The organism is Stappia sp. G46H5W, from assembly GCF_058448995.1.
In genome coordinates this window covers 127,518-142,323 of the sequence record NZ_JBZFLL010000003.1, presented here as the reverse complement: position 1 = coordinate 142,323, position 14,806 = coordinate 127,518, and the positions used below count along the sequence as shown (strand labels likewise).

The following is a 14,806-nucleotide window of genomic DNA, read 5'->3' as shown; positions in this document are numbered from 1 at the left end:
CTTCGGTGCCGCCCGCTGCGCTACCAGCCCATCGCGGCGAAATAGCCTGCGTAAAACACCAGCCACGCGCCGGCGAGCATCCAGCGGCGCGTGGGCAGCGCAAGACCGCCGAGGAGCCTGGCGAAGACGAGCCAGCTCGCAAGGGCGGCGAGTGCGAACCGCAACAGCCGGGCCGGCAGGCTTGCCAGCAGCAAGGCCCAGAAGGGTACGCCGGTCGTTGCCGCTTCCACGGCGAAGATCTTGTAGGGCGCGCCGCTCAGGGAGCCGGCGATCATGCCCGGAAGCAGGCCTTGCCCGATCAGCCCCGCGACGCGCCCGACCAACTCGGGAGAAATGCCCGGAACGTGCAGCAGGAGCGCCTGCGCGGCCTGCGGATCGGCGCTGGCGAAAGCATGGAGCAGTGCCCCGCCGGCCAGCGCGCCTGCGACCGCGGCAAGGGCGGCAAGGAGCGCCCGTTTCAACGAGACCTGCGCGATAAAGCTCAGCAGCACATCCGGCACGATGAAGAAGATCGTCGCCTCGGCAAGGCCCCACAGGGCCGCGCCCGGCGTGGCGAGCCTACTCCCAGGACGCAAAGGTCTTCTCCGAGGAGAGGCCGGCAAAGCGCTGGGCCAGCGTCTCCATGAAGGCTGTGCGGTCGCCGGGCCAACGGATCGGCTCGCCGACGAAGATGTCGCAGAAGAACGGCACCAGCAGGAACGATCCCTTCGGCAGTGCCTTGCCGAGCCCGTGGGTGAACACCGGCACGACGGGGGCGTGTGGGTTCTTCTCGGCAAGATGGGCAATGCCCTTCTTGAGGGCGACCATCTTCTCCGGTTCGCCCCGGCTGCCTTCGGGAAACAGGATCAGGATCTCGCCGGCGGCCAGCGCCGCATGGCACTCGGCCAGCGGGTCGGCGACGGGCGCGCCGCCCTTGCGTTCGCCCGATTTGCGAACGATCGGAATGATGCGCAGGATATTGAGCGAGAACCAGGCCATCGCCTTGTTGGCGAGGAAGTAGTCGGCGGCGGCGACCGGGCGCAGCAGATGCAGTTTCGACAGCGGCATCAGGCACATCAGCACCAATGTGTCGAGATGGCTGTTGTGGTTGGCAACGATCACCGCCGGCCCGCGTTCAGGCAGCCATTCGCGCCGGCGCACGTTCAGTCCGAGCACGAACAGCACGACCACCCGCGCGGCCAGGAAGAAGAGGATCTGCAGCCCTCGCGTCATGGCGTCCTCACGCGTGGAAGTAGCGCACGAAGTGGAAGAACAGGGGCGCGGTAAAGGTCAGGCTGTCGATCCGGTCCATGATGCCGCCATGCCCGGGGATCAGCGAGCCGGTGTCCTTGACGCCGAGATCGCGCTTCACGGCCGAGACGGTGACGTCGCCGACAAAGCCGGCGGCTGCGATCATCAGCCCGCTGGCCGCGGCCTGCTGCCAGTCGAAAGGCGTGACCAGCGGTGCGACGAGAACCGCCGCCACCGTCGTCGTGAGCAGACCGCCGAGGAAGCCCTCCCAGGTCTTCTTCGGGCTGACGACGGGGACGATGGGCTTGCTGCCGAACAGGCGGCCCCAGGTGTACTGGGCGACGTCGTTGAACTGGGTCAGGAAGACCAGATAGAGCAACAGGCCGGCGCCAGCCTGCGGATCCGTGTTGCCGATCACCGGCAGCACCAGCAGGAAGGCGGCATGGCTCAGCGAGAAGACGCAAAGCATGAGGCCCCAGTTGAGCGTGCCGATGGCCTTCAGGAACCCCTCGGTCTGCTGTGTCATCAGCATGGAGAAGGGCAGGAAGAGGAACATGTAGACCGGGATGAACACAGCGAACATGCCGTACCAGCCGTCGGCCACCCAGTAATACTGGACCGGGATCGACAGGTAGGCCCAGAACAGCACCCGCCTGTCGGCCCGGCGCGTCGGGATCATCGACAGGTATTCCTTGAAGGCGAGGAAGCTCACTAGCGCGAACAGCACGATGGAGAGTGTCGGGCTCAGCAGGAAGGCGGCGGTGAACAGGGCGATCATGCCCCACCAGCTCACCGTGCGGCTCACCAGTTCGGAGTGGTCGCGGGCGGGCTGCAAGCGCTTCAGCGCGAAGACGACGATGCTGGCAAGGATCAGGATCCCCCAGATGCCGGCGATGGCAAGATGCAGCGGCGTCATGTCGGTGATCAGGTTCACGGGCGGCCCTCCCGGACCTCGGCCAGCGCCTTGCGGGCGCGGTTGAAGATGGTGAGAGCGGCAGGAAGCAGCGCGATTGCCAGTACCCAGTTGGCGAAGGCCGGACCGATGAGGCCGATGCCGAGCAAAAGTCCGAGCGTGCCGAACAGGACGGCGCGGTCGCTCTTGCCGAGCGGCCCGTCATAGCGCCGCGAGGCGCCGATCTGGATGCCGACGACGCCGGTCATCTCGCTGATCACGGCCAGCAGGCACAGGCCGACGACGGCCATCACCGAGATGCCGGGCATGAGTGCGAAGGGCAGGTAGAGCGCAAGGTCGGAAACCACGTCGCCGAGCTCGTTCAGCACAGCGCCTAGCGCCGATTGCTGGTGATGCTCGCGGGCCAGCATGCCGTCCATGGCATTGAGCGCCATGCGGGCAAAGAGAACGAGGGGCAGCAGGGCAAGGGGCAGGCCGGCTTCCGGCCACACGACAATGGCAAGCCCGGCCATCACGGACAGGGCAAGGGCCGCAAGGGTCACCTGATTGGCGGTGATGCCGGCGGCCGCCATACGTCGGAGCAGCGGGCGCAACAGGTCCTGAAAGCGGGATTTCAGATCGTAGACGGTGGCCATGGCGCTGCCGTTTGCAAGCGGGACGGGAAGGGCGATTCAACCCGACCGCGAGACAAGCGCGTTTTCGCCTCGCTTGCAACGCTGGAGGGAAGCGACCGGGTCGCTTCCCCTTCATTTGCCAGATTTGCCGTCAGATGCAGCGGGCGCCGGCTTCGGCCTTCGACTTCAGGCCGACCAGGCTGTCGCGCGGGTTGTATTGCGGCTGGGTCAGGGTAAAGACCTGCTCCAGCGCCGTGCCGGCATTGTTCACAACGGCGACATCCTGCACGACCAGTGTGTCGCAGCCGGTGCCCTGGAAGCGCACGCGGATGCGGAACTTGCGCGGGCCGTTGTCCGAGGGGCCGAACTCGCTGTCGAGAGCCGGGTTTTCTCCCGTCACCGTGCGCTCCAGAATCACCATGTTGGGCTGGTTCTGGGCAATCGGGGTGCCGCGCTCAGTGGCATTGGCAACGATGGTCTGGCGAACCGTCTCGGTGTTGGCCCGCACGGTGATCGACTGCGCTCCGGCCGGCACGGTCAACACTGCCTGCTGCGGTTCGACCGGGGCGGGCCCGCGGCGGCCGGACTGACAGGCGGTCAGGGCCGTGGCGGCAACGAGGACGAGGGTCAGGCGGAGCAGCATTGCGGCAATCCCCAAGAAGACTGTATGGGCCCGGACATGGGCAGGACATCCGGGCGGCACCTGGAAGGCGATGCTGCGCGGATCTTTCGCGCAAGCGCAAGCTTGCGACAGCGAAGTTAACAAAGACTGCGGATTACGGCATCCCGGCGAATGTGCCAAGGCGAGATCCGCGCGCCTGAAAGGGTCTGGTCGTGGCTCAGAACGTGTCGCCGGTCTTGAAGCCGCCGCCCCCGAAGGAGCCGCCGCTGCCGAACCCGCCGCCCCCGAAGGAGCCCCCGTCCGAGCCGCCGCCCGATCCTCCCATGGAGCCGGGCAGGCCGATGCCGCCGGGAAAGCCGACACTGCCGCCATGGCGCTTGCGCCGCTTGCGCGACCTTTCGGCCTTGGCCCAGTAATCGGCGCCCGACAGGGCGCCCTTGGCCAGCTCGCCGAGCAGCACGCCGGTCAGGCTGTCATTGTCGAAGGTGGAATCCCAAGTGTCGTAGCGCTTCTGGCGGAACTGGCGCGTCACCTTGGCCAGTTCGTCGCGCCGGCGGCCGAGATCGCGCAGCGTGCGCTGGTCTTCCTCTGTCGCACGGTTCAGTATTTCGATACGGGCGTCGAGGTCCTGCAGGCGGCGGACGATCCGTTCGTCCTCGGTCGAGGACGTGGCAAGCGCCTCCTGCCACAGGGTCGTCAGTTCCTCTGAGCGCAGAGAGCGCAGCAAGGCCTCCTCGGCGGTGCGGAATTCGGAATCCTCGCCGGAGAGGTACGGTTGCTCGCGCTTGCTCAACTCCTCCAGCTCGGCTTCCAGCTTTTCCAGGGTTGCCGTCGTGTCCTCGATCTCGCGTTCGGCGGTCTCGATGATTGCGGCAAGGTCCTCGCCGGCGACTTCCGCGGCCGCCTGGCGCGACAGGACACCGAGCTTTGCGAGCTCGGCCTGCGCTTCGGCTTCCCGGTCGCTGGCATAGTCGCCGAGCCGTTGCGGGATCTCCACCAGCATCGCGTAGTTGGGGCGCGCATCGTCGTAACGCACGAGCCGCGCAACCCAGCGATCGAGCATGCGGATGAGGCCGGTTGAACGATAGGCGGAGGTGCCGAACCCGCGCTTCCACAGATAGATGAAGAGCGTGTCGTCCTCATAGGCCTTGCTCTTGGCCGCGCGGTCGTCCTGCGCCTGCCTGGCCTTCGAACGGGCTGCCTCGGCCGTGCGCTGCGCGGCCTCCGCCGCCTCGCGCTGGGCGGTATAGGTCGGATCGCCGACGAGCTTCTCGTCGACGGCCTCGAGGATGCCGTCGAGCCGGTCGCTCGCCGCGTCGCGCTCGCGCGTCAGCCGGCGGCGCTGCTCGGTGAGGGCGGCGATGTCCCTCTTGAGGGCGTCGTGCTGGGCGCGCAGGGCCGACAGCGCCAGTTCGCGCTGCTCAAGCTGGCGGCGGGCTTCTGCCTCGTCCTTGTCGATGCGTTGACCGAAGATCTTGTCGCCGCCTTCGCGCAGGCGGAACCGGGCCAGGTCCCGGAACGCCTCCAGCTCGGCCGCGCGCAGATCGTTGATCTCGCGCATCGCATCATCGACGCGCCGCCGCAGAAGGTCTTCCTCCTGCCGGACTTCGCCGAGCGCCCTTTCGATCGAGCCGAGGGTCTGACGTCCGCTCACCATGCCCGCGTGCCCCTTGCCGTCTTGTGCGTGCGTGCCGGCCTCCCGCCGGTCCCTCCCTCAGATGTCGTCCGGCGCGAAGCCGTGCCGGTGAGAGCTACCATTGAGTGATCGCCCCCGTCTCCACCCGGGCCTGCCACTCGGGCTGCAGCTTGCCGCGTGCCTTGCTGCCAAGCACCGGGTTGCTGACGATGCCGTCCTCCTCCTTGTCGCGGCGCACCGCGTCGAAGGTCGATTGCGGCACCCGCTGGCCCCAGATGGTGACCCTCTTGCGGGCACCGTCTTCTTCCGAGGTCACTTCCTGCGGCACGACCGTTCCGTCCGGCGCCACCGCTTCGACGAGAAGGTAGTAGTTGCGCGCCGAGGTGTTGGCCTCCGGAATGCGGGTCACGCCGGTCGGCGTGCCCGGACGCGACACGATGCGGATGTCGTAGACCTGCAGCAGGCGCGCCTCCAGCGCCTTCAGGTCGGCCAGCGCCTTGCGGGCGGCGGCTGCATCGTTCGCGGCAAGGGCCGCCTGGCCGCTGGTGGCCAGCGTCGCCGCCTGCTCGCGGGCGGCGGTTTCCTCGCTCACCTCGCCGATCCGGCGCACCGTTGCGGCGATATCCGTCGGCAGGGTCTGCGTCAGCTCGATCCGCAGCGCCTCGGCGGCGCGTTCGCGCGGAACGGACACCAGGAAATGCCAGGCAAGCGCAGCGGCAACGGCCAGCAGCAAGAGAATCAGGAGCGCTTTCGCCCAGCGCATCCGCGTGACATAGATCAGCGCCAGCGTGCGCTGGAAGCCTGCGGCGGGCGGATTGTAGACGAAGCGGTTCTGCTTCAGGTTTTCAACGCCTTCGCGAAGAAGGCGGTCGGAAACCTCGATGCCCTGGCTCGTGTAGATCTCGCGCAGGCGCTGGATCATCGCAGCGTCGCGCTCGTCCGAGCCCAGTTCCTTCAGCGCGATGCGTTCGTCGTGGCGCAGCGTGTCGACCACGTCCATCGCCATCATCAGCTCATCGAGCGGTGCCCTGGTCGAGGCGGTGTCGGAGGCCATGCACTCGTTCCCCTGCGGCCCTGTGCGGCGGGACCGGCCCCGGATTTCCGCGGCCGGCCGTGATGGATGCCGTTCCCTTGCGGGTGGCTCAGGCGCCGATCATGTTGCCCTGCGCGGCGAGCTTTGCAAGACGGCGCTTGCCGTCCTCCACCGCGTCGCGGATCTCCTCGGAGTTCTTCGTCGACATGGTGCGCATCTCGTTGATGATCTCGCGCGAGTTGACCTGGAAGTTGATGACCGAGTCCACCAGCTTCTTGACGGCTGCCGCCTGCACGGTCGGGCCGTAGCCGGCCTTCAGCGCGGCTTCCTGCACCGCGTCGCCGATTTCGGCCAGGGTCTCCAGCGACTTCGACACGCCGTCCTTCATGGCGTTGAGCGCCTCGGTCGACTCATGCAGGCCATGCAGGCCGGTGAAGGAGGCGTTCAGCGCGGTCAGCACGGAATCGTTGGTGGAGAAGAAGCTGACCGACTGGGCGTAGACTCGCTCCTTGGCATTGGTGGTCTGCATCAGCCGCGCCATGATCACTTCCGACGTGTTGTAGCCGATGGTCAGGTTGTCTGAGAGGTCCTTGGAGATCTGGTAGCGCTTCTCTTCGTCCTGCATCGCGCGCATCTTTTCGTCGCGGGCGAATTCCAGGCGGGCCTTGGCCGCGGCATCGCCGCCGTCATGCGCCTCGACTTCCTTGTTGGAGGCCTCCAGCGCGGCCTTGGCGGCTTCCAGGCGGGCCGTTGCGGTGTTGAGCACCTCGAGCGCCAGCACCTCGGCCTGCTTCAGCGCACCGCGGAAGTCGCGATAGGCCTCCAGGATGCGCTGTTCGCGCTCGATCTGGTCCTTGGTGTCGCGGGCGACGTCGAGATAGGTTTCCCTGATCTTGCCGAAGCGGTCGGAGATCGTGCCGCGGGTCATGTCGCGCCACTTGTTGGACAGGTTCTCCATGAAGGAGATCTTGCCGTCGGCCAGCTGGTCGACCATGCCCTTGGCGTCGTCGCGGATCGAGTTGAACGCCTCGGTGATCGCCTCGTAGCGCTCGCCGATCGACATGGCCTGGATCTCGTTGCGCACCACCTCGTTGAAGGTCTGGGCCTGACCCAGCGTGCGGGTGATCACCGCGATCTTGTCCGGAGACAGGTCGGAGATCTTTTCCAGCAGTGCGTTGATCGGCGCCTCGGCGGTGCCGTTGGGCATCAGGCCCATGTCGCGCAGGGCCGCCACCGCCTTGTCGAGATACTGCATCGGAGAAAGTCCGGTCTGAGCTGCTGCTTCCGCCATCTTAGCCTCTGTCTTCCTGTCTCGCCCTTGTTGCCGCCTGAAGGGCAGGCTGGGCAGGGCCGTATTGGACTCCGGCGACCGGTGCGGGCGGGAGGATCGTTCGGCGCCCCCCATTGGCTGCCGGTCGCAGCGAGTTAAGCATATAAAATGCGGCAGTTACACGTCAGAGGAGAGACGGCCTGCTCCGTTCCTGCCTCGCCGCGCGGCCAGCGCAACCGCGATTCCCGCTGCCAGCCTCGCATTGTTGCGGACCAGGGCGATATTCGTCACGAGGCTGCGCCCCTTGGTGAGCTCGTAGATCATCGCCAGGATGAAGGGCGTCACCGCCTTGCCGCTGACGCCGCGGGCTGCGGCTTCCGCCAGCGCCTGCTCGATGGCCGAGGAGATCTGCGAGGGGAGGATTTCGTCTGCTTCCGGCACCGGATTGGCGACCAGGACGCCGCCGTGGTCGCCGAAGCGGGTGCGCAGTTCCAGCAGGTCGGCTATCTCCTGCGCACTGTCCATGCGGTAGGGCGCGGCAAGGCCGCTGTCGCGCGACCAGAAGGCTGGGAAGGCGTCCTGCCCGTGGGCGATCACCGGCACGCCGCGCGTTTCCAGCACCTCCAGCGTCTTGGGCAGGTCGAGCAGCGCCTTGGCGCCGGCTGCCACCACGCAGACCGGGGTGCGGGCAAGTTCGTCGAGATCGGCGGAGATGTCGAAGCTCGTCTCTGCGCCGCGATGCACGCCGCCGATGCCGCCGGTAGCAAAGACCGCAATGCCGGCCGCATGGGCGGCCATCATCGTCGCGGCGACGGTGGTGGAGCCCGGTCGGCCGGTCGCCAGCGCAATGGCGAGATCGGCGCGCGAGCATTTCATCACGCCCTCGGCCTTGGCCAGCCGCTCCAGCGTGCCGTCGGAAAGGCCGACATGCAGCTTGCCGTCGAGAGCCGCGATCGTCGCCGGTACGGCGCCTCCGGCGCGGATGTCCGCCTCGACCAGCCGGGCGGTCTCGACATTCTTCGGCCAGGGCATGCCGTGGGTGATGATGGTCGATTCCAGGGCCACCACGGGGCGCCCCTCGGCCAGTGCCGCCGCGACATCCTCGCCCAGCTGCAGAACCGGAGCCAGCCCGTTCATATCCTTGTCCAGCATGTCGAATTCGCTCCGTCCTGCCGTACCCTGCTGGGTGCGGACCGCCTTATAGGACCGCCGGCCCGTCGCTGTCGAGGCGCGCGGTCACCCCGTTTGCGCATGGCCGGGTGGCGGCTGCCGCGCATCCTTCCTTATCCCGCTTTCCAGTGGGTCGGTGCGATTGCCGGCCAGTCCAGCGCCTCGGCCACCGCGCCGGCGCATTCCAGCGTCAGCGCCGCCGCCCGCATGCCGGCCGCGACCGCCTGCGCAAGCGGCAAGCCGTGCTCCAGGCCCGCCAGGGTGCCGGCGATCAGCGCATCGCCCGCTCCGGTCACGTCCACGATGCTCGGCGAAGGAGCAGCAGCGCCATCGCGTGTCGTCAGCGAAATCTCCTCGATGCCGGCGTGGGTCGCGAGAAGCACGGGTGCAGCGCCACGGGTCATCACCACGGCCCGCACGCCGGCCTTAACGAGTGCGCTTGCCGCCTCCACGCCGCTGTCGTCCGGCTCTCGCTGCTTCTCGTCCTGTTCGGTGTCGCGCCCGAGCAGGGCGGTGGCCTCCGCCCGATTGCAGAACAGCAGGTCGAGCCGCGGCAGGATCGGAGCAAGCCGTGCGGCCTTGGCCCGCGAGACCGCGTCGGCCGTCAGCCTCCGCTCTCCCGCCGCTTCCGCCAGTTCCACCAGAAGCGGCTGCGGCAGGTTGGCATCGAGAAACCAGCAGCCGGCTCCCTCCTGCGCCTCGGTCAGCGGCAGCAGCGCGCCCGGCTCCAGCGTCTCGGTGATGCGGGCATCGACCACCGCCGCCGCCAGCGTGCCATCGGGATCGTGCAGGGCGAGATAGCGCCCGCTCGGCAGGTCGCTGCGGCGGATGGCTGCGGTGTCCACGCCTTCTGTCGTCAGCTGCACCAGCAGCCCGTCGGCCTCCGCCTCGCGCCCCAGCCGGCCGGCCAGCGCGATGCGGCAGTCGAGCCGCGCCAACGCACGCGCCACATTGGTCGCGACGCCGCCGGGCCGTACGGCAAGTGCTGCCGGCGTCGAGGTTTCGCGCAGGATCCGGCGGTCCGCATGGGCGATCGTGTCGAGATGAATGGCGCCGAAGGCGGCAATCGGCATGCGGGCGGGTCTCCGGCCTTTGTCCTTTCGCCGCTTATACCGGCTCGCGCAATGCGAGGGGAGGGGCTTTGCCGGCGTGCCGCCACCGGCGACCGAGCGTGTGTCTCCGGCGTGCGTTGATTTTTCCGACCAGCAAGGGTAGCCGGATGGCTCTTCGGCGCATTTCGAGCGCATGCCCCGTAGCCATGGCGGACCGATCCCTTGCAGCACCCGCGACTTGTCTTCATGCGTCATGGCGAAACCGAGTGGAACTTGGCCGGTCGTGCCCAGGGGCACCTGAACTCTCCGCTGACGCAGACAGGCCAGCGACAGGCGCAGCGGCTTGGCGAGATCCTGGCGCGGGAGCTGGGTTCGCCAGACGGCTACGACCAGGTGGCGAGCCCCATCGGCCGGGTGCAGGAGACGATCGCCAATATCCGGCAGCATTTCGACTTTCGGCCGGTCGCAACGGACCTGCTCAAGGAAATCGACCTGGGGCGTCTCAGCGGCCTCACCAAGCCCGAGATGATCGAGCGGTTTCCCGTGCATATGGCCGGCAAGCCGGACCACGACTGGTATTTCGGCGCGCCGGGCGGGGAAACCCTCGCCGACCTTCGCGAGCGGGCCAGCCGCTGGCTCGGCACGCTCTCGCGTCCGACGATGGCGGTGGCACACGGCCAGATCGGCAAGGTCATCCGCGGCATCTGCCTCGGGCTCGACGATGCGCAGATCCTGCGTCTGAAAGAGCCGCAGGGTGTCGTACACGTCATCGAGAACGGCGTGGAACAGACCTGGGTTTGAAGCCGTCCGACTGCTCCGCGGCGGGCTCGCCGGTTCGCCTGCCGGGTACGGCATATGTCCCGCTCGCGCCGCTCTGCTGGGCCGTGCGCACTCCCGTCGCCGGTGAGCGCAACCGATTCTCGGTGATCTGCAGTTACCGTTCAGGGCAGCTGCTTCATGAACAATAGCGGAACATTTTTTGAATATATCTTTTAATTCAGTATCTTATGCTCGATTGCGCAATGAGAACAAAGATGGTACAAAAGCGCAGTTTGAATCGCCGGGCGCGGCGTGAAATAAGGATGGCAGCCTCATGGCACAGAATTCACTCCGCTTGGTCGAAGGCATGCAGATGGACAAGAACAAGGCGCTCGACGCCGCCCTTTCACAGATCGAACGCGCCTTCGGCAAGGGCTCCATCATGAAGATGGGTCAGGGCCAGGTGGTCGAGGTCCAGACCGTGTCGACCGGCTCGCTCGGCCTCGACATTGCGCTGGGCATTGGCGGCCTGCCGCGCGGCCGTATCGTCGAGATCTACGGGCCGGAATCGTCGGGCAAGACCACGCTGGCCCTGCACACCGTTGCCGAGGCCCAGAAGAAGGGCGGCATCTGCGCCTTCATCGACGCGGAGCACGCGCTCGATCCGATCTATGCGCGCAAGCTCGGCGTCAATATCGACGACCTGCTGATCTCCCAGCCGGATGCCGGCGAGCAGGCGCTGGAAATTGCCGACACGCTGGTGCGCTCCGGCGCCATCGACGTGCTGGTGGTGGACTCGGTCGCCGCGCTGACGCCGAAGGCCGAGCTCGACGGCGAGATGGGCGACAGCCTGCCGGGCATGCAGGCGCGGTTGATGAGCCAGGCGCTGCGCAAGCTGACGGCCTCGATCTCGCGCTCCAAGTGCATGGTCATCTTCATCAACCAGATCCGCATGAAGATCGGCGTGATGTTCGGTTCGCCCGAGACGACGACCGGCGGCAACGCCCTGAAGTTCTACGCCTCCGTGCGCCTCGACATCCGCCGCATCGGCGCGATCAAGGACCGCGACGAGGTGGTCGGCAACCAGACCCGCGTCAAGGTGGTGAAGAACAAGCTGGCTCCTCCTTTCCGTCAGGTCGAGTTCGACATCATCTATGGCGAGGGCGTGTCGAAGATGGGCGAGCTCATCGATCTCGGCGTCAAGGGCGGCATCGTCGAGAAGTCGGGCGCCTGGTTCTCCTACAACAGCCAGCGGCTGGGCCAGGGCCGGGAGAACGCCAAGCAGTTCCTGCGCGACAATCCGGAGGCGGCCGAAGAGATCGAGCTGGCGATCCGGCAGAATGCCGGCCTGATCGCGGAGCGGATCACCGATCCCTTCTCGGAAACCGAGGACGACGGCTCCGCCGACGAGTAAGACCCAGCTGCAGCCGCCCCATCGGGCGGCTGTTTGCTTTTGGGCAGGTGTGTGCGAGGGGGCTTGCGGCAACCGGGCAGCGTCCGCCGTGAACGTCGAGCGGCGGCGGCTTGCGGGGCCGGCTTTTGATTTGCCCGGTTTTGCGGGTGCAAGAGGCTGTTGCAGGCAAGGCGCGCGCTGGACTTGCTGTCGCCACAAAGCTAAAAGCGGGCACAAGAACGAAGACAGGCGCGCTCCCCCTTCCGGACCATTCGAAGACCGCGGGACAGGCGGGCAGGCGCGGCGCAACGGATGGGATCCTGATGAGCGGCGTAAACGAAATCCGGTCTGCCTTTCTCGAGTATTTCGGGCGCAACGGTCATGAGATCGTGGCATCCGGCCCGCTTGTGCCGCGCAATGACCCGACCCTGATGTTCACCAATGCGGGCATGGTGCCGTTCAAGAACGTCTTCACCGGTCTGGAGAAGCGCGACTACCAGCGCGCGACGACCGCGCAGAAATGCGTGCGCGCCGGCGGCAAGCACAACGACCTCGACAATGTCGGCTACACCGCCCGCCATCACACCTTCTTCGAAATGCTGGGGAATTTCTCCTTCGGCGATTATTTCAAGGACCGGGCCATCGAGCTCGCCTGGAACCTGATCACCAAGGAATTCGCGCTGCCGAAGGACCGGCTGTTGGTGACGGTCTATGCCGAGGACGACGAGGCCTTCTCCTTGTGGAAGAAGATCGCCGGCCTGTCCGAGGACAAGATCATTCGCATCCCGACCTCGGACAATTTCTGGGCGATGGGCGACACTGGCCCCTGCGGCCCGTGCTCGGAGATCTTCTACGATCACGGCGACCACATCTGGGGCGGCCCTCCGGGCTCGCCGGAAGAGGATGGCGACCGGTTCATCGAGATCTGGAACCTCGTCTTCATGCAGTACGAGCAGCTGCCGGGCGAGCGCATCAACCTGCCCCGGCCGTCCATCGACACCGGCATGGGGCTGGAGCGCGTTGCCGCCGTACTGCAGGGCGTGCATGACAACTACGACATCGACCTGTTCCGCGCGCTGATCTCGGCCTCGGAAAACGCGGTCGGCGTCGAGGCTGAGGGCGCGCAGCGTGCCAGCCACCGGGTGATCGCCGATCACCTGCGCTCCGCCAGCTTCCTGATCGCCGACGGTGTTCTGCCCTCGAACGAGGGCCGCGGCTACGTCCTGCGCCGGATCATGCGCCGCGCCATGCGCCATGCGCATCTGCTGGGCGCCGAGGAGCCGCTGATGTGGCGCCTGGTGCCGACCCTGGTGCGCGAGATGGGCCGGGCCTATCCGGAGCTGACCCGCGCCGAGGCCCTGATCACCGAGACGCTGAAGCTCGAGGAGCGGCGCTTCCGCAAGACGCTGGCCCGCGGCCTCACTCTCCTCGACGATGCCAGCGCCGGCCTTGGCGAGGGCGCCGAGTTCGACGGCGAGACGGCTTTCAAGCTCTATGACACCTACGGCTTCCCGCTCGATCTGACGCAGGACGCGCTGCGCGCACGCGGCGTCAGCGTCGATCTCGAGGCCTTCAACACCGCGATGGAGCGCCAGCGTGCCGAGGCGCGTGCCGCCTGGTCCGGCTCCGGCGAGGCGGCCACCGACACGGTGTGGTTCACGCTGAAGGAGCGTTGCGGCGCGACCGATTTCCTCGGCTACGACACCGAGACCGCCGAGGGCGTCGTCACCGCCATGGTGCGCGACGGCGGCGAGGCGATGGAGCTGAAGGAAGGCGAGACCGGTTTCGTCGTGCTCAACCAGACGCCGTTCTACGGCGAGTCCGGCGGCCAGGTCGGCGACACGGGCCGCATGCGCGGCGAGGGCGGTGTCGAGCTGGAAGTCACCGACACCCAGAAGAAGGCGGATGGCCTCTTCGTCCACGAGGTGCGCGTGCTCTCCGGCAAGGTGACCATCGGCCTGCCGCTGGAACTCCTGGTCGACGCGGCGCGCCGCGGCTCGATCCGCGCCAACCACTCGGCGACCCATCTGGTGCACGAGGCGCTGCGCGAGGTGCTCGGCACCCATGTGGCGCAGAAGGGCTCGCTGGTGAGCCCGGAGCGGCTGCGCTTCGACTTCTCCCACCCCAAGCCGATGTCGGCGGAGGAACTGGCCGAGGTCGAGGAGATCGCCAACCAGATCGTGCTGCAGAACGCTCCCGTCGAAACCCGCCTGATGGGCGTCGACGAGGCGATCGAGGAGGGCGCGATGGCGCTCTTCGGCGAGAAATACGGCGATGAGGTTCGCGTGGTCTCGATGGGCCGGGCGCTGCGCGGCGACAAGGCCGGCAAGACCTACTCGGCGGAACTGTGCGGCGGCACTCATGTGTCGCGCACCGGCGATATCGGTCTCGTCACGCTGGTGACCGAGGGCGCCGTTGCCTCCGGTGTGCGCCGTATCGAGGCGCTGACCGGCGCGGCTGCCCGCCGTCATCTGGCCGGGCAGGATGCGCGGGTGCGCGAGATCGCTTCGGTGCTGAAGTCGGGCCAGGCGGATGTCACCGAGCGCGTTGCCGCGCTGGTTGAGGAAAAGCGTCGGCTGGAGCGTGAACTTGCCGACACGCGCAAGAAGCTCGCCATGGGCGGCGGCGGCGCGGGCGACGCGGACAAGGGCCTGCGCGAGATCGGCGGCATCAAGCTGATGGCGCGCATCGTCGAGGGGCTGAACCCCAAGGATCTCAAGGGCCTTGCCGACGAGGCCAAGGGCCAGATCGGCTCGGGCATCGTCGTGCTGGTCAACGCCTCGGAAGACAACAAGGCGGCGATCGTCGTCGGTGTCACGGGCGACCTGACCGACCGGTTCAACGCGGTCGATCTGGTGAAGGTCGGCTCCGAGGTCCTGGGCGGGCGTGGCGGCGGCGGCCGTCCGGACATGGCGCAGGCCGGCGGCTCCGATGCCTCCCAGGCCGAGGCGGCAGTCACGGCAATTGCTCAGGCGCTGGAGAATGCAGCGCCGGCCCAGGCCTGACGTGATGACAGCGGGTCGCGACCCTCTTTCCAAAGAGGCTGGCGACCCGTCGCATGTCGCGGCCGACCGCCGGCGTTCCGCCGATGCGGCTCTCGCACAAAAGGGGCTG

General features: G+C 67.3%; 13 protein-coding genes. 3 read left to right on the top strand and 10 right to left on the bottom strand.

Annotated elements, in window-relative coordinates; all coding sequences use genetic code 11:
* Positions 1–20: 20 nt before the first annotated feature.
* From ACVJ6E_RS10895 to ACVJ6E_RS10850, 10 genes are all read right to left on the bottom strand, one after another.
* On the bottom strand, positions 21–575 hold the full coding sequence (locus ACVJ6E_RS10895) for a hypothetical protein (protein ID WP_120267287.1): 555 nt from the start codon (positions 573–575) through the stop codon (positions 21–23).
* The gene (locus tag ACVJ6E_RS10890) at positions 559–1,212 is read right to left on the bottom strand and encodes a lysophospholipid acyltransferase family protein (RefSeq protein WP_120267288.1); all 654 of its coding nucleotides are present in this window, start codon (positions 1,210–1,212) and stop codon (positions 559–561) included. The genes ACVJ6E_RS10895 and ACVJ6E_RS10890 overlap by 17 nt, the downstream gene beginning before the upstream one ends.
* A gap of 7 nt (positions 1,213–1,219) precedes the next feature.
* A complete protein-coding gene (locus tag ACVJ6E_RS10885) occupies positions 1,220–2,164 on the bottom strand; it encodes a phosphatidate cytidylyltransferase (RefSeq protein ID WP_208996604.1) in 945 nt (314 codons plus the stop codon).
* Complete coding sequence (locus tag ACVJ6E_RS10880; RefSeq protein ID WP_120267289.1) at positions 2,161–2,778, bottom strand: CDP-alcohol phosphatidyltransferase family protein; 618 nt, start codon at positions 2,776–2,778, stop codon at positions 2,161–2,163. The genes ACVJ6E_RS10885 and ACVJ6E_RS10880 overlap by 4 nt, the downstream gene beginning before the upstream one ends.
* A 130-nt stretch (positions 2,779–2,908) precedes the next feature.
* Positions 2,909–3,400: a hypothetical protein gene (locus ACVJ6E_RS10875; protein WP_208996605.1), complete on the bottom strand. Its 492-nt coding sequence runs from the start codon at positions 3,398–3,400 to the stop codon at positions 2,909–2,911.
* Between the two features lie 196 nt (positions 3,401–3,596).
* Complete coding sequence (locus ACVJ6E_RS10870) at positions 3,597–5,036, bottom strand: coiled-coil domain-containing protein (protein ID WP_120267290.1); 1,440 nt, start codon at positions 5,034–5,036, stop codon at positions 3,597–3,599.
* A gap of 94 nt (positions 5,037–5,130) precedes the next feature.
* Complete coding sequence (locus ACVJ6E_RS10865) at positions 5,131–6,069, bottom strand: DUF6384 family protein (RefSeq protein WP_120267291.1); 939 nt, start codon at positions 6,067–6,069, stop codon at positions 5,131–5,133.
* A gap of 88 nt (positions 6,070–6,157) precedes the next feature.
* Positions 6,158–7,339, bottom strand: a complete 1,182-nt coding sequence (locus ACVJ6E_RS10860; protein ID WP_120267292.1) for a cell surface protein — start codon at positions 7,337–7,339, stop codon at positions 6,158–6,160.
* 156 nt (positions 7,340–7,495) lie between these two features.
* Positions 7,496–8,470, bottom strand: a complete 975-nt coding sequence (locus tag ACVJ6E_RS10855) for a pseudouridine-5'-phosphate glycosidase (protein ID WP_245165089.1) — start codon at positions 8,468–8,470, stop codon at positions 7,496–7,498.
* A 131-nt stretch (positions 8,471–8,601) separates the two neighbouring features.
* Positions 8,602–9,561, bottom strand: coding sequence for a PfkB family carbohydrate kinase (locus tag ACVJ6E_RS10850; protein ID WP_120267293.1), 960 nt, complete (start codon positions 9,559–9,561; stop codon positions 8,602–8,604).
* Between the two features lie 225 nt (positions 9,562–9,786).
* Here ACVJ6E_RS10850 and ACVJ6E_RS10845 point away from each other — a divergent pair, with 225 nt between their 5' ends.
* The 3 genes from ACVJ6E_RS10845 (at position 9,787) to alaS (ending at position 14,697) form a co-directional block, all read left to right on the top strand.
* Complete coding sequence (locus ACVJ6E_RS10845; RefSeq protein WP_147421807.1) at positions 9,787–10,341, top strand: histidine phosphatase family protein; 555 nt, start codon at positions 9,787–9,789, stop codon at positions 10,339–10,341.
* Between the two features lie 292 nt (positions 10,342–10,633).
* Positions 10,634–11,713, top strand: coding sequence for a recombinase RecA (recA, locus tag ACVJ6E_RS10840; RefSeq protein ID WP_120267295.1), 1,080 nt, complete (start codon positions 10,634–10,636; stop codon positions 11,711–11,713).
* 302 nt (positions 11,714–12,015) lie between these two features.
* Positions 12,016–14,697 carry an alanine--tRNA ligase gene (gene alaS, locus ACVJ6E_RS10835; RefSeq protein ID WP_120267296.1) on the top strand — a complete coding sequence of 894 codons (2,682 nt, stop codon included), beginning with the start codon at positions 12,016–12,018 and terminating at the stop codon, positions 14,695–14,697.
* Positions 14,698–14,806: the final 109 nt, after the last annotated feature.

Bases quoted from the DNA above. Each gene is read 5' to 3' on its own strand.
- ACVJ6E_RS10890 (WP_120267288.1), bottom strand. From the start codon at position 1,212: ATGACGCGAGGGCTGCAGATCCTCTTCTTCCTGGCCGCGCGGGTGGTC.
- ACVJ6E_RS10880 (WP_120267289.1), bottom strand. From the start codon at position 2,778: ATGGCCACCGTCTACGATCTGAAATCCCGCTTTCAGGACCTGTTGCGC.
- ACVJ6E_RS10875 (WP_208996605.1), bottom strand. From the start codon at position 3,400: ATGCTGCTCCGCCTGACCCTCGTCCTCGTTGCCGCCACGGCCCTGACC.
- ACVJ6E_RS10870 (WP_120267290.1), bottom strand. From the start codon at position 5,036: ATGGTGAGCGGACGTCAGACCCTCGGCTCGATCGAAAGGGCGCTCGGC.
- ACVJ6E_RS10865 (WP_120267291.1), bottom strand. From the start codon at position 6,069: ATGGCCTCCGACACCGCCTCGACCAGGGCACCGCTCGATGAGCTGATG.
- ACVJ6E_RS10860 (WP_120267292.1), bottom strand. From the start codon at position 7,339: ATGGCGGAAGCAGCAGCTCAGACCGGACTTTCTCCGATGCAGTATCTC.
- ACVJ6E_RS10855 (WP_245165089.1), bottom strand. From the start codon at position 8,470: ATGCTGGACAAGGATATGAACGGGCTGGCTCCGGTTCTGCAGCTGGGC.
- ACVJ6E_RS10850 (WP_120267293.1), bottom strand. From the start codon at position 9,561: ATGCCGATTGCCGCCTTCGGCGCCATTCATCTCGACACGATCGCCCAT.
- ACVJ6E_RS10845 (WP_147421807.1), top strand. From the start codon at position 9,787: ATGCGTCATGGCGAAACCGAGTGGAACTTGGCCGGTCGTGCCCAGGGG.
- recA (WP_120267295.1), top strand. From the start codon at position 10,634: ATGGCACAGAATTCACTCCGCTTGGTCGAAGGCATGCAGATGGACAAG.
- alaS (WP_120267296.1), top strand. From the start codon at position 12,016: ATGAGCGGCGTAAACGAAATCCGGTCTGCCTTTCTCGAGTATTTCGGG.